The sequence below is a fragment of the Mesorhizobium sp. M7A.F.Ca.US.005.03.1.1 genome, assembly GCF_003997975.1.
In the GTDB taxonomy this organism is placed as follows: domain Bacteria; phylum Pseudomonadota; class Alphaproteobacteria; order Rhizobiales; family Rhizobiaceae; genus Mesorhizobium; species Mesorhizobium ciceri.
This window is the reverse complement of record NZ_RZRO01000007.1, coordinates 40,360-60,040: the sequence shown is the minus strand read 5'-3', so window position 1 is coordinate 60,040 and position 19,681 is coordinate 40,360. Positions and strand designations below refer to the sequence as shown.

Annotated in this window: 21 protein-coding genes; 14 read left to right on the top strand and 7 right to left on the bottom strand. The window is 61.8% G+C overall.

Features of this window, described 5'->3' with window-relative positions:
• The first annotated feature begins 7 nt into the window (after window positions 1-7).
• The 5 genes from EN990_RS05460 to fae all read left to right on the top strand — a co-directional run bounded on the left by EN990_RS05460 (window position 8) and on the right by fae (window position 4,665).
• Window positions 8-1,102, top strand: coding sequence for an ATP-grasp domain-containing protein (locus tag EN990_RS05460; protein WP_127388255.1), 1,095 nt, complete (start codon window positions 8-10; stop codon window positions 1,100-1,102).
• Window positions 1,099-2,055: a methenyltetrahydromethanopterin cyclohydrolase gene (gene mch / locus EN990_RS05455; protein ID WP_127388254.1), complete on the top strand. Its 957-nt coding sequence runs from the start codon at window positions 1,099-1,101 to the stop codon at window positions 2,053-2,055. Before EN990_RS05460 ends, mch begins: the two co-directional genes overlap by 4 nt.
• A 230-nt stretch (window positions 2,056-2,285) precedes the next feature.
• On the top strand, window positions 2,286-3,137 hold the full coding sequence (locus EN990_RS05450) for a RimK family alpha-L-glutamate ligase (protein WP_245469168.1): 852 nt from the start codon (window positions 2,286-2,288) through the stop codon (window positions 3,135-3,137).
• Window positions 3,134-4,009: a triphosphoribosyl-dephospho-CoA synthase gene (locus EN990_RS05445; RefSeq protein WP_348629876.1), complete on the top strand. Its 876-nt coding sequence runs from the start codon at window positions 3,134-3,136 to the stop codon at window positions 4,007-4,009. The genes EN990_RS05450 and EN990_RS05445 overlap by 4 nt, the downstream gene beginning before the upstream one ends.
• Before the next feature lie 149 nt (window positions 4,010-4,158).
• Complete coding sequence (gene fae, locus EN990_RS05440; protein ID WP_013532036.1) at window positions 4,159-4,665, top strand: formaldehyde-activating enzyme; 507 nt, start codon at window positions 4,159-4,161, stop codon at window positions 4,663-4,665.
• Window positions 4,666-4,802: 137 nt separating this feature from the next.
• Here fae and EN990_RS05435 read toward each other — a convergent pair whose 3' ends face one another.
• The gene (locus tag EN990_RS05435) at window positions 4,803-5,501 is read right to left on the bottom strand and encodes a HisA/HisF-related TIM barrel protein (protein WP_063173658.1); all 699 of its coding nucleotides are present in this window, start codon (window positions 5,499-5,501) and stop codon (window positions 4,803-4,805) included.
• 44 nt (window positions 5,502-5,545) lie between these two features.
• Here EN990_RS05435 and EN990_RS05430 point away from each other — a divergent pair, with 44 nt between their 5' ends.
• Window positions 5,546-6,583, top strand: a complete 1,038-nt coding sequence (locus tag EN990_RS05430) for a hydantoinase/oxoprolinase family protein (RefSeq protein ID WP_127369510.1) — start codon at window positions 5,546-5,548, stop codon at window positions 6,581-6,583.
• A 20-nt stretch (window positions 6,584-6,603) separates the two neighbouring features.
• On the opposite strand, the gene EN990_RS05425 is transcribed toward EN990_RS05430, so the two are convergent.
• The 4 genes from EN990_RS05425 to EN990_RS36010 are packed head-to-tail and all read right to left on the bottom strand — an operon-like array spanning window position 6,604 to window position 10,970.
• Window positions 6,604-7,194, bottom strand: coding sequence for a DUF447 domain-containing protein (locus tag EN990_RS05425; RefSeq protein WP_024504386.1), 591 nt, complete (start codon window positions 7,192-7,194; stop codon window positions 6,604-6,606).
• A gap of 4 nt (window positions 7,195-7,198) precedes the next feature.
• Window positions 7,199-8,593, bottom strand: coding sequence for a DUF6513 domain-containing protein (locus EN990_RS05420; RefSeq protein WP_127369511.1), 1,395 nt, complete (start codon window positions 8,591-8,593; stop codon window positions 7,199-7,201).
• On the bottom strand, window positions 8,586-9,137 hold the full coding sequence (locus EN990_RS05415) for a flavoprotein (protein ID WP_013532041.1): 552 nt from the start codon (window positions 9,135-9,137) through the stop codon (window positions 8,586-8,588). Before EN990_RS05415 ends, EN990_RS05420 begins: the two co-directional genes overlap by 8 nt.
• Before the next feature lie 3 nt (window positions 9,138-9,140).
• Window positions 9,141-10,970: a (5-formylfuran-3-yl)methyl phosphate synthase gene (locus EN990_RS36010; RefSeq protein WP_127385712.1), complete on the bottom strand. Its 1,830-nt coding sequence runs from the start codon at window positions 10,968-10,970 to the stop codon at window positions 9,141-9,143.
• A gap of 250 nt (window positions 10,971-11,220) precedes the next feature.
• On the opposite strand from EN990_RS36010, the gene EN990_RS05400 reads away from it, so the two are divergent.
• From EN990_RS05400 to EN990_RS05375, 6 genes are read left to right on the top strand one after another with little or no spacing between them, the layout of a single operon-like run.
• On the top strand, window positions 11,221-12,450 hold the full coding sequence (locus tag EN990_RS05400; protein WP_127369913.1) for an ABC transporter substrate-binding protein: 1,230 nt from the start codon (window positions 11,221-11,223) through the stop codon (window positions 12,448-12,450).
• Window positions 12,451-12,471: 21 nt separating this feature from the next.
• On the top strand, window positions 12,472-13,443 hold the full coding sequence (locus EN990_RS05395) for a YVTN family beta-propeller repeat protein (RefSeq protein ID WP_127369912.1): 972 nt from the start codon (window positions 12,472-12,474) through the stop codon (window positions 13,441-13,443).
• Between the two features lie 29 nt (window positions 13,444-13,472).
• Complete coding sequence (locus EN990_RS05390; RefSeq protein ID WP_013532046.1) at window positions 13,473-13,916, top strand: hypothetical protein; 444 nt, start codon at window positions 13,473-13,475, stop codon at window positions 13,914-13,916.
• Window positions 13,917-13,973: 57 nt separating this feature from the next.
• On the top strand, window positions 13,974-14,762 hold the full coding sequence (locus EN990_RS05385) for an ATP-binding cassette domain-containing protein (protein WP_024504382.1): 789 nt from the start codon (window positions 13,974-13,976) through the stop codon (window positions 14,760-14,762).
• A 35-nt stretch (window positions 14,763-14,797) separates the two neighbouring features.
• A complete protein-coding gene (locus EN990_RS05380) occupies window positions 14,798-15,634 on the top strand; it encodes an ABC transporter permease (RefSeq protein WP_050580490.1) in 837 nt (278 codons plus the stop codon).
• Window positions 15,635-15,687: 53 nt separating this feature from the next.
• Window positions 15,688-16,263 (top strand): hypothetical protein, encoded by a 576-nt coding sequence (locus EN990_RS05375; RefSeq protein WP_244514294.1) that lies wholly within the window; start codon window positions 15,688-15,690, stop codon window positions 16,261-16,263.
• Window positions 16,264-16,279: 16 nt separating this feature from the next.
• On the opposite strand, the gene EN990_RS05370 is transcribed toward EN990_RS05375, so the two are convergent.
• Together EN990_RS05370 and EN990_RS05365 are read right to left on the bottom strand one after the other, a co-directional pair.
• Window positions 16,280-16,480 (bottom strand): hypothetical protein, encoded by a 201-nt coding sequence (locus tag EN990_RS05370; RefSeq protein ID WP_013532050.1) that lies wholly within the window; start codon window positions 16,478-16,480, stop codon window positions 16,280-16,282.
• A gap of 201 nt (window positions 16,481-16,681) precedes the next feature.
• Window positions 16,682-17,620: a LysR family transcriptional regulator gene (locus EN990_RS05365; RefSeq protein ID WP_013532051.1), complete on the bottom strand. Its 939-nt coding sequence runs from the start codon at window positions 17,618-17,620 to the stop codon at window positions 16,682-16,684.
• Between the two features lie 123 nt (window positions 17,621-17,743).
• Here EN990_RS05365 and EN990_RS05360 point away from each other — a divergent pair, with 123 nt between their 5' ends.
• Together EN990_RS05360 and EN990_RS05355 are read left to right on the top strand one after the other, a co-directional pair.
• Window positions 17,744-18,790 carry a class 1 fructose-bisphosphatase gene (locus EN990_RS05360; RefSeq protein WP_013532052.1) on the top strand — a complete coding sequence of 349 codons (1,047 nt, stop codon included), beginning with the start codon at window positions 17,744-17,746 and terminating at the stop codon, window positions 18,788-18,790.
• A gap of 8 nt (window positions 18,791-18,798) precedes the next feature.
• Entirely contained in the window at window positions 18,799-19,671 is an 873-nt protein-coding gene (locus EN990_RS05355) for a phosphoribulokinase (RefSeq protein WP_013532053.1), read from the top strand.
• The last annotated feature ends 10 nt before the right edge of the window (window positions 19,672-19,681 follow it).

The following is a 19,681-nucleotide window of genomic DNA, read 5'->3' as shown; positions in this document are numbered from 1 at the left end:
ATCTCTTTTGATCGCGGCAATTTCAGGCCGGGCGCTGGCCGCCGCCGCGCGTCGCGCCGGCTATCGTCCGCTGGTCGCCGATTTCTTTTGCGATACGGACACCGTCGCGCTCGCAGAACGCGCGACAATGCTGCCAGGCGACCTGCAAGGAGGCATCGACGGCGAGCGCATCATCGACACGCTTCGGCGATTGGCTGGCGACGACCTGCCGGCCGCCATTGTCCTGGGCTCAGGGTTTGAGCGGATGCCTGAGACCGTGGACAAAATCGCGCGACACTTTCGGCTCGCCGGCAATGGCGGCGCCGCGATCCGCAGGATCAAGGATCCGCAGTTGCTGGCCGATGATTGTGCCGAACTCGGCATCCCGCATCCGCAACTGCGATGGGACCAGCCGCCTGACCCGGAGAACTGGGTGGTCAAGACCGCGGGCGGCGCCGGCGGCGGACACGTCAGACGAGCAGCCGGAGAAAGCCCGACCGCCGGCCGCTACTTCCAGCGCTTCGTTGCCGGTCGCAGCATCTCGGCCCTGTTCGTCGGCAATGGTCAAACCGCGCACCTCGTGGGTTTCAGCCACCAATGGACGTCTCCCGCCCCCACAGCGCCCTATCGCTACGGCGGCGCCGTACGGTTGAGACGCTTCGATCGCAGACAGGCGGCGGTCATCGGCGGCTGGCTCTCAAGTCTGACGCGGCGCGCCGGCCTGCTTGGATTGTGCAGCGCCGATCTGATCCGCGGACCGGATGGCTACACGTTCATCGAGATCAATCCGAGGCCGGGCGCCACCCTCGACATTTTCGACGATGTTGACGCGCCATTGATCGAAGCGCATCTGCGCGCCGCGACGGGTCAGGTCTTCCGCTTGCCGCGCTTCGTCGATTCGATGGCGTCGATGGTGACCTACGCCGCGACGCCAATCACTCACTTTCCGTCGATTGCCTGGCCTGAATGGACAGCGGACCAACAGTCGGCTGGCACCCGTCTGATTGCCGGCGACCCTGTCTGCACGGTCTTCGCGCGCGGTCCGAGCGCCCAATCGACCAAGCGGCTCATCAAGGGACAAGCCAGCCAATTGCAACTCCAATGGGAAGGAGACCGGACATGAAAGACGGTTCGGCATTCCTGAACGACAATGCACAGCGCATCGTTGACGGCATGATCGGCGACGCCGAACGCCTGCGTATCGTCGTTTCCAAGGGAGCATTGGGCGAGCGCCTGATCGATGCCGGCGCCAAGACCGTCGGCAGCGTCGAGGCCGGGATGCGCATGGCTGAGGCTGCGATGGGCGGTCTCGGCAGCGTTTCGGTATTCATGGATCGCGCGTCACAGCAATGGCCGTTCACCGTCGAAGCGCGATCTTCGCAGCCGGTGCTGGCCTGCCTGGGCAGCCAGTATGCGGGCTGGAACCTGTCTGGCCAGGACTATTTCGCGATGGGATCTGGGCCTGCGCGGGCCCTCGCCCGGGTCGAACCGCTGTTCGAAACACTTTCCTATCATGACATCGCATCGTCCGCGGTGCTTATCCTTGAGACGGCCGAACCGCCTCCCCGCGCGACCGTTGAGAAAGTGAGCAAGGCAACTGGACTGGCGACGGAAAAGCTCACCTTCCTCTACGCGCCGACACAAAGCCTTGCCGGCGGCGTGCAGATCGTGGCGCGCGCGCTCGAGGTTGCCCTGCACAAGATCAACGATCTCAAATTCCCGCTGGAAAACGTTGTCGACGGCATCGGAACGGCGCCGATCCCCGCCCCCCATCCGGATTTCCTGACCGCTATGGGCCGAACCAACGATGCCATCATCTATGGCGGCAGCGTCCAGCTCTTCGTCAAAGGATCGGCGAAGGAGGCTGGCAAACTCGCGGAAAAACTTCCCAGCAGCGCCTCACGGGACTACGGCCAACCCTTCGCCGAGATCTTCACGCGGTTCAAGGGCGATTTCTATGCCATCGACCCGTTGCTGTTCAGCCCGGCTGAAGTGATCGTGACAGCGATCGAAACCGGCGATACTTTTCGCGCCGGTCGGCGTGATCTGAAGATGCTCGAACGGAGTCTCGGCTAGGGCATGGCGGTGCAAAGGGATTCGTCTGTCATTCGCCCGCCCGGCGACTGCCTTCCGTGCAGCCCTGCCGCGGACGCTGCCATGAGGGCCTGGAATCGCTCGCGCCGCCGACATTCCCGCACCCGAGAGGCCACATGATCCCTCGCATCCTGATCGTCAGCGACAAAGTGGACACCGGCTCCAACGGCCTGGCGGCAGGACTTGGTCGGGGGGGCGCCGCCGTTACAGCCGTGCCGCTGGCGGCGATCGCATTCGATACCAGCAGCCCGAGCGGACTTACGATCCCCGGCTTCGGCGGCACGCTGCCCGACGCCGTGCTCGTCCGTTCGATCGCCGCCGGATCGTTTGAAGCGGTTACCCGGCGCCTCGGGGTGCTGCACGCGTTAAGCAGACTGTCGGTTCCCGTATGGAATTCCGCGCAGGCGATCGAGCGCTGCGTCGACAAGTCGATGACGACATTCCTCCTGAAAAATGCCGGCCTGCCTACGCCACGCACCTTTGCCGCAGAAGGACTTGCCGTCGCCGAGGAGGTCGCGGCGCAAGAGCTTCCGCGGGGACCGCTGGTGCTGAAACCATTGTTCGGGGCGCAAGGCCGCGGCATAAAGCTGATCCGCACGCTCTCGGACCTGCCGGCCGCAGAAGAGGTGAACAGCGTCTACTACCTTCAGCAATATGTGTCGCGTGCCGGTCCGCCTTTCCGGGATTTCCGCGTGTTTGTCTGCGCCGGAGAGACCGTGGCGATGATGAGCCGCATCAGCGACGACTGGATCACGAACGTCAACCGGGGTGGCGTGCCGGAACAGGTTTCCGAACATGGCAAGGCGGAACTGGCATCGCTGGCCGTCGCTGCGTCAGCCGCGGTCGGCGCGGATTTTGCCGGCGTGGACATCGTGCGGGCTGACGACGGCAATCTGTTCATACTCGAAGTGAACAGCATGCCCGCATGGTCGGGATTGCAGTCGGTGGTCGCCGTGAACATCGCCGAAGCAATCGCCGATGCCTTGCTGAAACTTCTGGCCGACCGCGCCGAGGCGGCCGCCGCACCGCGGCCCTACCGTTTTGCCGCGCCTGCGAATTCGTGAGGGCGGGCAAGTTGGCGCTTTCGCGTGAACGCCTCCGGGCCAGCTATAAGAATGCCTGCAGGATGGAGATCGAAGCCCTAAAGCCGGGCAACGTCCATCTGTTCGCCGACGGACACGGCATGTCCGCCGCCCAGTTCATGACAAGTGCGGAGGTTTCCTCCGGGCCGCTGACCGATCCTCGTCTGCCGGTCGGGCAGCGGATGCTGGAGGCGGTGCGCGCGACACGACTGGCGGTCGCAACCAACACCAATCTCGGAATCATCCTTCTGGCAGGGCCTCTGATATGCGCTGCCGAAATGGGCGGTGACAGACTGCAGGACAATCTCGATTCGCTGCTTCGGGCTTTGAGCGTGCAGGATACCAAGGCGGTATTCGAGGCGATCGTCACGGCCGCGCCAGGCGGCCTCGGAGAAGCCGCCAACGATGTGCGGCAGGAGCCGAAGGTCCATTTGCTGGACGCGATGAGGGAGGCTGCCGACCGCGACATGATCGCTCGCCAGTACAGCAACTGTTTCGGCGACGTGTTCGGGGTCGGGCTCGCCGCGCTGGATGGAGCGTTGGCACGTGAAGAAGACGGCATGTGGCCGACGGTGTTCGTCTACATGGCGTTTCTCGCCGACTTCCCCGACAGCCATGTGATGCGCAAGCACGGCGTTCACGTCGCAAATCAGGCGCGGCAGGAAGCCGTTGCCGTTCAGGCGGCGCTCCATGCCGAGGGCGACGAACCGTCGCGCATTCGTCTGCTCATGGAGTTCGACCGCCGGCTGAAGGCCGACAACATCAACCCCGGCACCTCGGCCGACCTCACCGTGGCTACTCTTTTAGTCCACACCCTCGCCCTCACCTTGCATAATCGCGGCGTTGGTGCTTGACTTCCAAAAGCGGAAGCTGTGCTTCCGCGGCTATCTAGCCAACCGGTCCGGGCAAATCCGGACGCTGCCAACAAGGATAGCTGTCCATCGAGCGCCTGCTCGGTTGCAGCGTCCGTGGACATCATAATTGTGTCTTGGAGGAAATTGGCATGGCAAAAATATCAAAGGTTATGGTCGGTGAATCGCTGGTGGGAGACGGCAACGAAGTCGCGCATGTCGACCTGCTCATCGGCCCGCGGGGGAGCGCGGTCGAAACGGCATTTTGCAACGCGCTTACCAACAACAAGGACGGCTTTACTTCGCTTTTGGCGGTGATCGCGCCCAATCTTCAATGCAAACCCAACACCGTGATGTTCAACAAGGTCACGATCAAGGGTGCCAAACAGGCGGTCCAGATGTTCGGCCCGGCGCAGCACGCCGTGGCAAAGGCCGTGCAGGACAGCGTTGCGGACGGGACCATTCCGGCCAACGAAGCAGACGACGTGTTCATCTGCGTCGGGGTATTCATCCATTGGGACGCGGCGGACGACGCCAAGATCCAGAAATACAATTACGAGGCGACAAAGGAAGCCATCCAGCGCGCCGTTGCAGGAACCCCGACCGCCGCCGAAGCAACGGCCCAGCGCGACAAGGTCAAGCATCCGTTCGCAGCCTAGACAAGAGACAGCCCCGCACAGGAAAAACCCTCTTCTGAGACGGATGGTCTGTTGCGCCGGCTGAAAAAGGTTCTGGGCTTTTGAAACGTCAGCTCCCGAAGGGCGCACGCCCTTCGGGAGCTGACGAGCAACGATGATCAGGCGCCGAGTGACGCGAGGCGGCCGGGCGTGAGCGTAGCGTTGTGCAATGAGGTTGCGACCAGTGCCGCGGCGACGCCCATGGCGGACAAGGCCCTGATGTCGTTCTCGTCGCGGACACCGCCGGCCGCAATGACAGCGCGATTTCCGGCCTTGGCCTTGACCTCCTGCAACCGCCCGAAGTCGGGACCGGCGGCCGCACCGACCTTGGCCAGCGTCATGACAATCACCTTTTGCGGCCAAAGCTCGGGCTCATCGAGAAGAGAACGCGGCCCGCAAAAACTATCGCCGACGAAATCAAGGGACAGGATGAGATCGGGATGATCGCGAAAACGCCGCAGCAACATGTCGTCTCGCTGCGATTCAGAGCCCAGAACAGGAGACAGCGAGCGTTCGGCAAGCGCCGCCAAAAGTGTCTTTTCGTCGGCCACGCCGGCATCGACCCAAAGTTTCGGCGGCTCCGCCATCGTCCTCAGCCGGGCGAGTGCGTCGCTGTTTGGCGCTCCGCCTTCGATAGCGTCCAGATCTGCGATGTAGAAGGTGGAAAAAGGATAAAGCCCACGCAGTCCTTCAGCGACCGCGACCACATCAGGGCTTCGGCTGAGCGGCGTAACGATCGGCCTGTAGCGATCGCGTTTTCCCTGCTGGGCGCGAACCACCACGCCGTCTTTCAGGTCGAGAACCGGAATGATACGCAACGCTTTTTCACCGACCAATTGCCCCCGTCATGAAAGCTTGAAGCGTGGAAAAAAGAAAGGGCATCATTGCCGGTTTCGACATTGGCGGCGCGCATCTGAAGGTGACCCGCGCACAAGACGGTCGCATCGTCGAGGCGGTAACGATCGCAACGCCGCTCTGGCAAGGGCTGGACAAGCTGGCTTCAGCCCTCGACGAAACGGCTCCGATCTACGCGGGTGCGGATCTCAACGCATTCACCATGACGGGCGAACTGTCGGACATCTTTCCGTCCCGCGATGCCGGCGTGGCGGCTCTGCTGGGTCAGATTTCCACCCATTTCCCCGCAGACAAAAAGCTGGTCTATGCCGGACCATCCGGTTTCGTCGGAGTCGAACGGGCAGCGCAGCTGACCGCCGATGTGGCTTCCGCCAATTGGCACGCGACAGCCTTGTTGGTGGCAAAACTCGCCGGCGATGCCCTGTTCGTCGACATGGGCTCCACCACCACCGATATTATCGCCATCAAGAACGGCGCCGTGGCCAATGACGGCTACACCGATGCCGGACGGCTTCTAACCGGCGAATTGGTCTATACCGGCTTTACCAGGACATTCCTGTTCGGCGTAGCCTCGTCGGCTCCCGTCCGTGGCAGGCTAACGCCGCTGATGAACGAATATTTCGCCTCGATCGCCGACGCTCACCGCATCCTGGGCGTGCTCGACGAGGACGACGACAGGCACCCTCCCGCCGACGGCAAGGAAAAGACTGTGGACGGCTCGATCGCGCGGCTGGCGCGCATGGTGGGGCGCGACGCCACCGACCTCACCCCGCCGGAATGGGGTGACGTCGCGCGCTGGTTCAGCGAGCAGCAACTGCGCAAAGTGCACGATGCAGCGGCGCTGGTTGCCGGAACCCTGTCTCGGGATATCCCGATCGTCGGCGCCGGAAGCGGTCGCTGGCAGATCAGGCGGCTGGCCGAACGCATGGAACGCAGTTATATCGATTTCGCCGACATCATCCCCGCCGATGACACTGTTCGCGGGCAAGCGAGCAGCGCGGCACCCGCGTCCGCAGTGGCGCTTTTGGCGGGATATCCTTCGTAAGCAGGTTGCGGCGCTCGCGCCTATGCTCGCGGGTCCTCGCTATCCGAACCTTTGGCGGTCAAGTGATCGCTGACACGCTGCATCAGCCAGCCCCAGGCTTCCTTTTCACCGTCGCCTGCCGTCTTTTCGATGGCGATCGAAAGGTAGGCGATTTCCGCCTCGATCTTGTTGCGCGGCAGCATGCCGAGCCGGCTGACCAGGATGGCCAGCTCAAGCACCGCCGCCTTGGCTCGGTTGAGGCCGGTGAACGGCGCGAGCGTTTCCTCCCGCACCACGCGGCAGAAATGGCGGGGGCGCACACCATTGTCATCGACCGCCTGGACTTCGAGGCCCGAATACGCCAGCGCCGCCTCGAGCCTCGGCACCGGGAACCCGTCAACCGGAACGGTTGGCCAATGCTTGCGGCCTGTCAGGCAGCCGGCAAAGACACGCACGTCGTCAGTATAATTGGCGATGGCAAACGGCACTTCGGCGAGATTGTCGAGCGTGACCGACGGCCGGAACGGCGCGATAACCCAACCGTCATTCTCGGCAATGATGCCGATCGGCGCGATGTGGACGTTGCCTGCCTTGTTGACCGTCGTGATGATCGATTCGCGAATATAGGGCATGGTCCTAGTGCTCTTTCCTTGCGCGGAGCGTCTTGCCCGGCTCGGCAAGACGGGTACGGTCGGTTTCGGGTGCCGGCGCGGCAACGCCCCATGCGAGCGGCTCGTCCTGCACATAACGCTTGCCGAGGCGCCACGCGATCTCCGCCTTCATCAGTTCCGCGCCGAGGTAAAAAGCGTGTGCGCCATCGGCGTTGACGTCCAGCCCGGCAAAAAGTTCGAACGCATCCGTGGCAACCGCATGCCCTTTGCTATTGAAAACATGGATGCCGTCCTCCGCTACCGCGATCCGGAAGTTGGCATCGCGCACCTGGGCCGCCAATGCCTCGATATCGTCGGTTGAGGCTGTGAAAGGCTTGCGATCGTGGACCTGCAACAGGCCTGGGTGATAGCCGCGCGGCAACGCGCCGTCCGTGCAAGCAGCCAACATGACGCGGCGGGCGATATCGTGCTCCTCGATCGTGCGCACCGTGTGTGGGCTGACATGCACCGCCAGCACGTTCCGGATCCGGAGTTCCGAGCAGAGCCCCGCTAGCACGGCTGTAACGCCGGAACTGTCGGCGTCGGTCAATTCGGTGAGATTGCCGGTGCCCATCAGCAATTCGACGTCCGGCCAACGGCGCCGCGCCTCGATGAAGCGCCCGAGTGAAACGGCGAAGCCGAAATGGATCGGGTCGAGCACGGGATCGGCAATGAAGGCGACGCCGGCCTTTTGTGCCGCGGTAATCGCCCGGCCGAGCGAATCCAGATCGCCGGGGATGGAGGGTATCAACACTGCCGTAGCCCGATGGTCGAAGATCAACGGCAGCGTGTTCTCATCGAGGCTGAGAAGATAGTCCGCGCCGGCGTGCGCACCGATCGACAGTTCGTCTGCGCTGGCCGAATCGACGCTGACCACAAACCCCTGTGCCTTGAGTGCCCGCACTGCCTCAGCCAGCAACGGAAACGGCGTCTCCGGCAGGCAGCCCAGATCGATGACATCCGCGCCGGTCGCAGCCAGCATCGAGGCCCTCGCCATCAGGGCCTCGACCGACAGCATCGGCGCATCGACGATCTCGGCGAAGATGCGCATATCGTGACGCGTCAGATCCGGCGGTTTGCCCACCCGGCCAAGGAAGGCCGGAAGGTCGGCGATCTCGTCGGGGCCGCGCACAAAGGGCACGCCGAAATGCTCCGACAGGTGTTCGATGTTTCCCCGATAGCGTCCGGGCAGGATGACGCGGTCGACGTCTCCTGTCAGAGTGAGCCGACGCTTCACGATGTCCTCGCTCATCAGCGCGGCGACCTTGACGCCGACGTCGACGATTTCCCACGCGAATTCGGTTCTGCCCAGCCCGGTCAGCAGCCGTTCCAGCCGCGCCTTGGCCAGATGGCCGGTAAGAAAAACCAGCCGCTCAGCCATCGCTTGCGAGTTCGGCCTGGCGCCGTGTGAGCGAGGCTTCGAGATCAGCGAGCGACTCGACCACCAGGGTCCGCTCGAAACTCTTCAACTGTTTGGTATTTTCCAGGTCGATCCTGCGCGGATAGACCTTGACCAGCCCGTGCGGTGCCTGGGTTTCGAGTTCCGGCGCGGTGTCGCAAGCAAAGACGATGGCTGGCACACGGCACTTTCCCGCTTGAGCAAAGACATTGGTGGCGAGCGTGTCGGAAATGCCATGCACGCATTTGGCGACCGTGTTGGAAGTGGCCGGCGCCACCACGACCGTGTGATAGACACCGTGGTAGAATTCGCCGACCGGGATCGCGCTTGCGGTCTTGTCGTGCAGCACGCGCGTCGTCTCCGGGAAATCAAGTTTAAGCTTGTACATGCGCAGGACTTCGTTGGCGGCCTTAGACACGAAGACATCGCAATGTTCGAGCTGGCGAACAAGTGCGAAGCTCTCCGTAAAAAAATGCCCGGAACCCGTCAAAACCCACGCCCAGCGCGGCACATGCAGCTTCACCATCGGCTATCCCGCCTTCTTTGCCGACGACCCTGTTGAAGCCACTATCCGGATGCCGGGCAGCTTGCCCGACGCGAGCATCGCGCCGGCCCCGGCAGCATCCTTCGGACCGGCGAGATGGAAATCGATGCCGTCGGGCAGCATGGCGGCAAAGCCTGGGTCGACAATGCCTCGGGCCCTCAGGCTGTCAGCGGTATCGCTGTCGAAGAATGCACCGGTCTGCTTGACAAGCAACAGCGCGTTTGCGCCAAGCTTGCCGGCAAGCCAGGCGGACAGAGAATCGGAGGTAATGTCCCAGGAGGCCGGAACATCCAGCGCCGCCAGTGCCAGTGACGACGGCAGCCACACCGGAATCTTCCCCGCCTCCAACACTCGCCCGATCTCGTCCAGCGACCGTGCCGGCGCCAGCCTTTCGTCCCGGTCGAGGATGACATGGCCGAACTGCTCCATGGCCAGGATCGCCATGGCATGAGCGGCGGTGTCGGAAAACTCCATGCTGGTCTGCGTCTCGCGCACATGATCGGCAAAGAGCCCGCCGCCGGGCACGATGACGATCGGCAGCCTGGAACCCGCCAGCGCTGCGATCCAGCTCTTCATCTCCGCCGCATGGGCCGTGCTGCCGCCAAGCTTGACGATGGCCCGTCGAAGCATTTCGGGGCGCTCCTGGCGCGGCCGGAAAACAACGCTTCGGTCTTTTCGGCCAGCAATGCCGGAGGCAGCACCGCGTCCCGCCGATTGGCGCTTGCGTTCGATCTCAACGCCGACGCCGCCAGGGCCGAGCTCGAGCTTTTCGACCCTAACCGTGACGCGCACGACACGCTGGTTCTCCAGCACGTGCGCTGCCACCTGCTCGGCCAAAGCCTCGCTGAGCTGGATATGGCCCCGCGCGACGATGGTGCGAATGCCGTCCATGATGATGTCGTAGGAGAACACATGGCGCATGTCCTCGGGATGGTCGGTGATTTGCAGCACGTCGGCGATCACATCAAAGCGCACTTTTTGAGTATGGCCATGCTCGAAGCTGTAGGCACCGATCTGGACCGGCAGAACAAAATCCCGCACAAAAATCCTGTCCGTGCCCAGTGTCGGGTCGGTGTCCGGCGAATAGCCTCTCGCTGCCAACAGGCGATAGTCGATACTCGATTGATCGCCGGTCCCGGATTCCGCTGGGATCAACTCGCGAATCCGCGAGACCGCCTCGGCGCTGATCGAACTCGTGCGACCGGAATGGCCACACAGCGCCCCCCGAAAGCCGAGAAAATCGGGAGCGAAAGGCAATAGGCGCGGAATGTCCGGAGCTTCCAGCGATCCACTCAGGCCGACCATCAGACCGAGCGATTTCGTTCGATCGACGAATCCCGGAATACGCTCCGGCGGCAGATGATCGAGCAGCCGGCCCTTCCCCTTTTGCGCGGTATCAACCATCACGCCGTGGAAGCGATGCCTGGCGAACATCGGCAGAAGCTCGAAGTCCGGCGCCAGATCGGCAAACAGCACGGCAATCAGCTTCGTTCGTGCGGCGAGCGGTTCAAGCGCCTGTGCGCAGGCAGAGATATTTGCCGAAGGAAAAAATCCGATCTTCACATAGTCGACGCCGGTCGCCGCGATCTCTTCGGCCTTGATGCGGATCGTTTCGGGTTCCATCGGCAGGTCGCCGCAGACAGCGCTGACCGGAGCCCGACCCGCGATGAAAGAGATCGTTCGGAGCATGGTTTCCATGGACACCGCGCCCAGGGCTCCCGCCTTCGGGTCCTTCAGGTCGACGATATCGACACCTCCAGAAAGAGCGATCTCCGCCTCTTCGATGCCGGTGACGCTTGCCAGCATTCTGGTCATTTGAACAGTTTCTCCAGTTTGGAGGACAAGACGCTTTTATAGAGGCGGTCGATCCCCCTGCGCCACGTCTCGCCGGTGTTGCCATGCGAATCGACGCTGGCGACCTTCCGCACCGTTCTGGCAGGCGCGAAAAGTCGTCCTATAGGGTTTGATAAATTTTGCGGGTCGGCTAAGTTGATCATGGGCACCTTGACTTGGCGCGGGTCCGGCAACCGTCGAACCTCTGCGCAAGAATGGGTAATTACTATCGATGACGAGCGCGGTGCCAGGCACTCTCGCTGCCTTTTTGTGCTTTTTTTCCCTGACCGTCAACGTTTCCGACGCGACAGGCCAGGAAACGGTGGCGAAGCCGGAAAAAAAGATAACTGAAATCAAGATAGGCTATTTGCGGGCCTACGCACCGCAATTGACGCTTTCCATGCTCGACCTGCCGCCACGTGACGAAGGTGTCGCCGGTGCCGAGGTAGCGATCGGCGACAACAACACGACGGGAAAGTTCACCGACCAGAAATTCAGCCTCGACGTGACCGAGGTCAAGCCCGACGGCGACGCGGTTCAGGCATTCGAAGGCATGATCGCCAAGGGCGACCGCTATGTGGTCGCCGATCTTTCAGCCAAACAATTGCTGTCGATCGCCGACATCGCCCGCGACAAAGGCGTGCTGATCTTCAACGTCGGCGCCACCGACGACAGCCTTCGCGAGGAGGACTGCCGCATCAACGTTTTCCATATCGCGCCGACGCGCAGCATGCTGGCCGACGCGCTGGCGCAGTATCTCATGGTGAAGAAGTGGCCGAATTGGGTGCTGCTCTATGGATCACATGAGCAGGACCATCTCTACGCCGATGCGCTGCGCCGCGCGGCAACCCGCTTCGGCGGCCAGATCGTCGCCGAGAAGGAATTCAAGGATACCGGCACAGCCAGGCGCACCGACACCGGCGCCACGCAGATACAGCAGCAGATTTCCGTGTTCACGCAAGACCTCCCGGAGCACGACGTGGTGCTTGTCGCCGACGAAAGCGAGGTTTTCGGCACCTACGTGCCCTACCGCACCTGGACGCCGCGGCTGGTCGCCGGCACGGCCGGTCTGGTTGCATCGTCATGGCATCCCGCCAGCGAACAATGGGGCGGCATCCAGATGCAGAGCCGCTTCCTGAAGACGACGAGCCGGCGGATGCTCTCCAAAGACATGTCGGCCTGGACCGCGGTGCGTGCGGTCGGCGAGGCCACCACGCGCACCAAGGGCGACGATGCGAAAAGGATCAGCGACTATATACGCTCTGACGATTTTTCGGTTGCTGCTTTCAAGGGGCAGAAGCTGACCTTCCGCAAATGGAACCTCCAGCTTCGCCAGCCGATCTTGCTTGGCGACACCAAGTCGGTCGTCTCGACATCGCCACAGGAGGGCTATCTTCACCAGGTCTCCGAACTCGACACTCTCGGTGTCGATCAGCCGGAAACGAAATGCGCTCTCAAGTAGAGTCAATCGGGAGGAATTTGCGTGCAGAAACGAGCTTGCGCATTCGCCATTCTCGCGGCCGGCTTCACGGCCAGCCCGGCATCGGCCTATACGGCTTACGTGTCCAACGAGAAGGACAACACGATGACCGTCGTCGACACGGCGACGATGCAGGTGGTGAAGACCGTCGAAGTCGGCCAGAGACCTCGCGGCATCACCATCTCGCATGACGGCAAATTCGTCTATCTATGCGCCAGCGATGACGACACGATCCAAATCATCGACACCGCGACACTTGAAATCATCGGTACGCTGCCTTCCGGCCCCGATCCCGAATTGTTCGTCCTCTCGCCCGACGGCAAGACGCTTTATGTCGCCAATGAGGACGACAATCTCGTCACCGCCATCGACGTCGAAAGCAAGCAGGTCCTGGCCGAGATACCAGTCGGCGTGGAGCCGGAAGGCATGGGTGTCAGCCCCGACGGCAAGACCATGGTCAACACCTCGGAAACCACCAGCATGGCGCATTTCATCGACACCGGCACGCATGAGGTGACGGACAATGTGCTGGTCGACACGCGCCCTCGCTTCGCCGAATTCAAGCCCGACGGCTCGCAGGTCTGGGTCAGCGCCGAGGTCGGCGGCACCGTCAGCGTCATCGACAACGCCAAACGCGAAGTGGTGAAGAAGATCCAGTTCGCGATTCAGGGACTGCGGGCCGAAACCATCCAGCCGGTAGGCATCGCCATCAGCGCCGATGGCAAGAAAGCCTATGTCGCGCTCGGCCCGGCGAACCATGTCGCGGTGATCAATACCGACACTTATGAGGTGGAAAAATACATCCTCGTCGGCCAGCGCGTCTGGCATCTGGCCTTCACGCCCGACCAGAAAACGCTGATCACCACGAATGGCAATTCCAACGATATCACCTTCATCGACACGGCCACCGACGAGCCGGTCCAATCGCTCACTGTGGGCCAGCAGCCCTGGGGTGTGGTCATTTCGCCCAAATAGCAGACATTGATCATCGGGAGGCTCAAGACATGAAACTTTGCCGTAGGTTTTTCTTCGCCGCGCTCGCCGGATTTGTCCTTGCTCCGATCGTAGCAAACGCCGACGATGCGACGTCAAAACCGTCGCGTGCCAGCAAGAACCTGCCGGAATTGATTATCGGTTCGGCCGATTCCACCTATGCGGTCAATCAGAAGGACTTCGAGCTGATCGCCGGCCAGGGCTATCGCTGGAAGATCACGTCCAAGGGCGGTTTCGAGTACAAGTTCGTGACCGATCTCTTCCGCAATGTCTGGATGGACCAGATCGTCATCAACGATTTGGAAGTGCATATGGACGGCGGACCGGCCTGGCTGGAATTCGACGACGCGGGAACGATCCAGGTGCAGTTCCATACCGTTCGCCCGGGCGAATATACCTGGTCGGTTCCCGACCTTGCCGACAAGGGACTGAAGGGCAAGATTACGATCAAGTAAGACAAAAGGCGATCAGGGGCGCCAATAGGCCAACGCGTCCTGAAGGAGCGATCCGGTATGCAGCATATGAGGACAAGCGGACCGGGAGACGAGGTGGCGGCGCTCGATGTCCGAGCCGTCAGCCATTCCTATGGCCAGAAGCGGGCGCTCAACGACGTCTCCTTCTCGATCGCGCCGGCGACTTTCACCGTTCTGCTCGGCCTCAACGGGGCCGGCAAGACGACGCTGTTCTCACTGATAAGCCACCTCTACGACACGCGTCACGGATCGATCCGCATCTTCAGCCATGACATTCGCCGCGCGTCCGGCGAAGCACTCAGGCGGGTCGGCATCGTGTTCCAGGCACGCACGCTCGATCTCGACCTCAGCGTCTACCAGAATCTCTCCTACCATGCCTCGTTGCATGGCATTGGCGGACGCGAAGCTCGCCAGCGCATTGCCGCGCTGCTGGAAACGGTCGACATGCAGGGCCGCCAGCATGACAAGGCACGCAGCCTCTCCGGCGGTCAGATGCGGCGCATCGAAATCGCCAGGGCGCTGCTGCACCGACCTTCCCTGCTCCTGCTTGACGAGGCGACCGTCGGCCTGGATATCGAATCTCGTGCGGGCATCCTCGCCACCATCCGCAAGCTCGTCCAAGCAGAGGGCATCGGCGTGCTCTGGGCTACGCATCTGATCGACGAAGTCGAAGACGCCGACCATGTCGTCATACTGCGGCGGGGTGACCTGGTCGCCAGCGGCAAGGTGTCGGATGTGATCCGTGCGAACGGCGGAAGTTCGATTCGCGAAACCTTTTCGAAGCTCAGCCGCGTCGATGCGGCGGGCATGACGGAGACGTCGCCATGAGCGCTCCTGCGATGCCCGGAAAAGTCGCCGGCATCATGCCGGTGCGGTCCGAGCCATTCGGCCTGCGCCACTATCTCATTTGCCTGAAAGGCGTCGTCCTGCGCGAGTGCCTGCGCTTCCTGCACCAGCGCGAACGCTTCATTTCCTCGCTGGTCCGGCCGCTGGTCTGGCTGTTCATCTTCGCGGCCGGCTTTCGCCAGGTGCTTGGCGTGTCGATCATCCCGCCCTACAAGACCTATGTGCTCTACGAGGTCTATATCACGCCGGGCCTTTGCGGCATGATCCTGCTGTTTTCCGGCATGCAGTCTTCACTGTCGATGGTCTACGACCGCGAGATGGGCAACATGCGCATCCTGCTGGTCAGCCCGTTTCCGCGCTGGTTCCTGCTGGTGTCGAAGATGCTGGCCGGTGTGGCCGTATCGATCGTGCAGGTCTACGCGTTCCTGATCGTTGCCTGGTTGTGGGGCGTCAAAGCGCCGCCACTCGGCTATCTCTATGTTCTGCCGGCACTGTTCCTGTCGGGCATGATGCTTTGCGCGCTCGGCATGCTCTTGTCTTCGCTGATCAAGCAGCTTGAAAACTTCGCCGGCATCATGAACTTCGTCATCTTTCCCGGCTATTTCGCGTCTCCGGCGCTGTATCCCTTGTGGCGCATCCAGGAGGCGAGCCCCCTGCTCTACAAGATCTGCCTCTGCAACCCGTTCACCTATGCCGTCGAACTGATCCGTTTTGCCTTCTACGGGCAGATCGAATGGCTGTCGCTGGGCGTCGTCGCCGGCTGCACGCTGCTGTTCCTGGGCGGCGCCATCATCGCATACGACCCTTCGCGCGGTTTGGTGATCCGCAAACAGGACATGGGAGGAAACGCCTGATGGCGCGAATGAGACTTGTTCACACTCTGGTTCTGGTCACCACGCTTGCGTCGATGGAGGGCGCCGCCGCGGCAAACACCGATCCCGACTGGCCCTGCATGCAGCGTAAGGTGCCACAGCTCTCGCTTGGCCAGATCTGGAATGGGCCGGAGCTTCCGGCGACCGCGAAGGATTGGGCGAAGGATCCAGGCGTGTCGGCGCTTGTCGATGCTGTGGCGGCCCGGCGGACGCCGATTGCACAAGCCCAGAAGGAGATCAAGGATTTCGCGACTTCCCTACCGCCCGAGCAGGTCGCAACCAAAATGACGATGCTGGTGCAGGGAATGTTCGATCACATGGACGCCGAGCGTTCGCACGTGATCTCCGGCATCTCCCGCTATGCCCACAAACAGCTGGAAATGGCGGCACAGTTGCGCAAGGAAGCATCCGAAGTGGACGCGCTGCGCGCCAAGGCCGATGCGGATCCGGACGAAGTAGAACGGCGAACCGATCAACTGAATTTCGCGACGCGAATTTTCAACGAACGCGTCCAGTCGCTGACTTATGTCTGCGATGTGCCGACGATAATCGAGCAGCGGCTTTACCAGTTGTCGAAGACTGTCTCGGAAACGCTCATCGTGAAGAAATAGACCTTGGCCGCCTGTCTCACGACTCTCTGCCAGGCAGCACACGCCAGCGCTGCACGAAATAACCGGGATGCGTCTCGATCCACCTTGCCACCAGCGGCTGCGCCTGCATGAAGGCAGTCCCGGGATTCATCGCCAGACCGTCTACCATTTCCTCGCGTTGTTCGCAGGTCCGCGGTCCATCCGTCAGGCAGACCATCATAACGAGTGTGTAAAGCATTACCCCTTTTCCCCATCGAATTCCCGAACCCATACCCGGGAGAGTTCCGAACAGTCTGCAGGGGTTGCACATACAGATCGCTTACGGTGTGAAAGGACGTGGCCCCCGCTCTTTCGCACTGCAACATAACATATCGCTTATATAATACCAACGAGCGCGGGCGTTCTCCACCGGACTTTCATCCGTTGCGCTCGTGCAGTGTCATCCAGCCTTGTCTGGATACAGCTTTCCGAAAAGGGGCAGGTACATTGCGCCCTTGCGCATCAGGAAATCGTTGAATGTGGCCATCGCCGGCGAGATTGCGTGATCGGTTCGCATCACCGAGAACCATTGTCGGCGGATCGGCATGCCGACAACGTCGAGGATGACAAGCCGGCCTGCCTCGGTTTCCGCAGCGATGGTGTGAGCAGAGATGAAGGCGATGCCCAGACCAGCCATCACCGCCTGCTTGATCGTTTCGTTCGAGGCCATCTCGACACCGAGGTCGTCGATGCGCCCAGGCACGTCGCTCAGGAATATTTCCAACGAGATACGGGTTCCGGAGCCGGGCTCGCGAATAAGGAAATGCTCCTCGGCAATCCGCTCCTTGGAGATATCGCGCGCCGCCACCAAGGGATGGTCGGGCGGCGCGATGATGACCAGCGGGTGATCACCGAAGACCGAAGCACGCACCGGAACCTCTTTCGCCGGACGCCCCATCAGCGCGATATCGATGTCGTGGTTCCTGAGGTTGTCGATCGTCTGGGCACGATTGCCGATGGCAAGCCGCATGTCGATGTCGGGATGGTCCTTCATGAACGCAGCCATCAGCCGCGGCGCGAAATATTTGGCTGTGGAAACGACGCCGAGCCTCAAGCTGCCGGTGCGTACGCCCTTGATGGCATCCATCTTGTCTTCGAGCAAACCGAGATGCTCCTCGATAACCTGCGCTGTCTCGACGAAAGCCAGACCTGCGGCAGTGGGACGCATGCCGTCCGACGTTCGGTCGAACAGAGCCAGCTGGAATTCTTCCTCCACTTGTCGCAGTTGGATTGTCAGCGCTGGAGGAGACAGGCCTAACATCTTGGCTGCGCTGACAATTTTGCCGCACTTGATGATTGCCTGGACGGTCTTGAAATGCTTGAGCGTGAGGTTTCTCATGTCGCATACTAAATTGTTTTTACTGACTAGGTAAAGTTATTGAATTTTACTTATCGTGCGACGTTTGTTTCCATTCCTCCAGTCCAGCCGCTCCGAGGAGATGCGGCGGGAGGGGAGGTTACGATGCCAGCGGCAACGCTCGACGCTTTTCTGAACTCCTATCTCGGCCAGCCAGACGAATTCCGCTCGGCCGTTGTGACGACCGTTCGTCAGTTGACACAGGCCGCCATCAAGGTCCGCAACACCATCAACCAAGGGGTGCTCGGCGCCGCCTTTGCCGAGACCCGTGGCGCCAATGCCGACGGCGACGTCCAGAAGGATCTCGACGTCTTCTCCGACGACATCTTCCTCGACGCCATGCGCCGTGCGCCGGTGGCGCTTTACGCCTCCGAGGAGCTGGAGCAGCCAGTCCTGCTCGACAGGCAAGCGCCACTCGCCATTGCGATCGACCCGCTCGACGGCTCTTCCAACATCGACACCAACGTGTCGATCGGAACGATCTTCTCGCTCCTGACCGCAACTGGCGCGCCGGACGCTGATCCGGCCGCCTCTTTCTTGCAGGCGGGCGTGAACCAGCTAGGCGCCGGTTTCTTCATCTATGGGCCGCAGTTGGCACTCGTCCTGTCGCTCGGCAGCGGCACGCATGTCTTCGTCTTCTCGACAAGGCTCGGCACCTTCGTCCAGGCCTATGAAAGCCGGATCATTCCGCAACGCACTCAGGAGTTCGCCATCAACGCCGCCAACTACCGGCACTGGGACGAGGCTGTGCGGCTCTATGTCGACGACTGCCTGGAGGGCACCGAGGGACCGCGCGAGAAGGATTTCAACATGCGCTGGATCGCCTCTCTGGTCGCCGACTGTTACCGCATATTGATGCGCGGCGGCGTTTTTCTCTACCCCGGCGATCGGCGCAAGGGCTATGGTCAGGGACGGCTGCGCCTCGTCTACGAGGCCAACCCGATCGCCTATCTCATAGAGCAGGCTGGCGGTGCCGCCACCGACGCGATCACCCGCATCCTAGAAATCGAGCCGGAGAGCCTGCATCAGCGCGTGCCGATGATCTTCGGGTCGGCGCGGGAAGTCGCGCGCATCACGCGCTACCACACAGAGCCGAGCAACATCGGTGAGCGTGCGCCGCTGTTCAGCCGCCGCGGCCTGTTCAGAGCCTGAGCAGCACCATGTCAGCCAAGCACCCCATCATCACCATCACCGGGTCGTCGGGCGCCGGCACGACCTCGGTCAAGCGCATCTTCGAGCTGATTTTCCGGCGCGAGAACATCGAGGCCGCTTTCATCGAAGGCGACGCATTTCACCGCTACGACCGCGCGGCGATGAAGGCAAAGGTGGCCGAGGAGGAAAAGGCCGGCAACCCGAACTTCACCCATTTCAATGCCGCGGCCAACGAACTCGGAATTCTCGAAGAGGTGTTCGCGGAATATGGCCGCCGCGGAACCGGCAAGACCCGCACCTACATTCATGATGAGGAAGAGGAAAAGCAGCACGGCACGCCACCGGGAACCTTTACCGAATGGCGCGAATTCGCTCCCAGCGACCTGCTCTTCTACGAGGGGCTGCACGGCTGTGTCGTCACCGACACGATCAATCTGGCCAAGCATGCGGATCTCAAGATCGGCGTCGTGCCGGTCATCAATCTCGAATGGATCCAGAAGATCCATCGCGACCGTTCGACACGCGGCTATTCCACCGAGGCGGTGATGGACGTGATCCTGCGCCGGATGCCCGACTATGTCCGCTACATTGTCCCGCAATTCTCGCAGACCGCCATCAACTTCCAGCGCGTGCCGATCGTCGATACGTCCAACCCGTTCATCGCGCGCTGGATTCCGACACCCGACGAATCGATGCTGGTTATCCGCTTCGCCAATCCGCGCGGCATCGATTTTCCGTATCTGCTGTCGATGATCCACGACTCGTTCATGTCGCGGCCAAATTCCATCGTGGTGCCAGGCAACAAGCTCGATCTTGCCATGCAGCTGATCCTGACGCCGCTCATCCTGCAATTGGTTGAACGCAAGAGCCGTGTGTCGTGAGGAGGATGCA

Bases quoted from the DNA above. Each gene is read 5' to 3' on its own strand.
- EN990_RS05375 (WP_244514294.1), top strand. From the start codon at position 15,688: ATGGAGGGCGCCGCCGCGGCAAACACCGATCCCGACTGGCCCTGCATG.
- EN990_RS36010 (WP_127385712.1), bottom strand. From the start codon at position 10,970: ATGACCAGAATGCTGGCAAGCGTCACCGGCATCGAAGAGGCGGAGATC.
- EN990_RS05380 (WP_050580490.1), top strand. From the start codon at position 14,798: ATGCCGGTGCGGTCCGAGCCATTCGGCCTGCGCCACTATCTCATTTGC.
- EN990_RS05390 (WP_013532046.1), top strand. From the start codon at position 13,473: ATGAAACTTTGCCGTAGGTTTTTCTTCGCCGCGCTCGCCGGATTTGTC.
- EN990_RS05425 (WP_024504386.1), bottom strand. From the start codon at position 7,194: ATGCCCTATATTCGCGAATCGATCATCACGACGGTCAACAAGGCAGGC.
- EN990_RS05355 (WP_013532053.1), top strand. From the start codon at position 18,799: ATGTCAGCCAAGCACCCCATCATCACCATCACCGGGTCGTCGGGCGCC.
- EN990_RS05400 (WP_127369913.1), top strand. From the start codon at position 11,221: ATGACGAGCGCGGTGCCAGGCACTCTCGCTGCCTTTTTGTGCTTTTTT.
- fae (WP_013532036.1), top strand. From the start codon at position 4,159: ATGGCAAAAATATCAAAGGTTATGGTCGGTGAATCGCTGGTGGGAGAC.
- EN990_RS05415 (WP_013532041.1), bottom strand. From the start codon at position 9,137: ATGGTGAAGCTGCATGTGCCGCGCTGGGCGTGGGTTTTGACGGGTTCC.
- EN990_RS05360 (WP_013532052.1), top strand. From the start codon at position 17,744: ATGCCAGCGGCAACGCTCGACGCTTTTCTGAACTCCTATCTCGGCCAG.
- EN990_RS05420 (WP_127369511.1), bottom strand. From the start codon at position 8,593: ATGGCTGAGCGGCTGGTTTTTCTTACCGGCCATCTGGCCAAGGCGCGG.
- EN990_RS05370 (WP_013532050.1), bottom strand. From the start codon at position 16,480: ATGCTTTACACACTCGTTATGATGGTCTGCCTGACGGATGGACCGCGG.
- EN990_RS05385 (WP_024504382.1), top strand. From the start codon at position 13,974: ATGCAGCATATGAGGACAAGCGGACCGGGAGACGAGGTGGCGGCGCTC.
- EN990_RS05365 (WP_013532051.1), bottom strand. From the start codon at position 17,620: ATGAGAAACCTCACGCTCAAGCATTTCAAGACCGTCCAGGCAATCATC.
- mch (WP_127388254.1), top strand. From the start codon at position 1,099: ATGAAAGACGGTTCGGCATTCCTGAACGACAATGCACAGCGCATCGTT.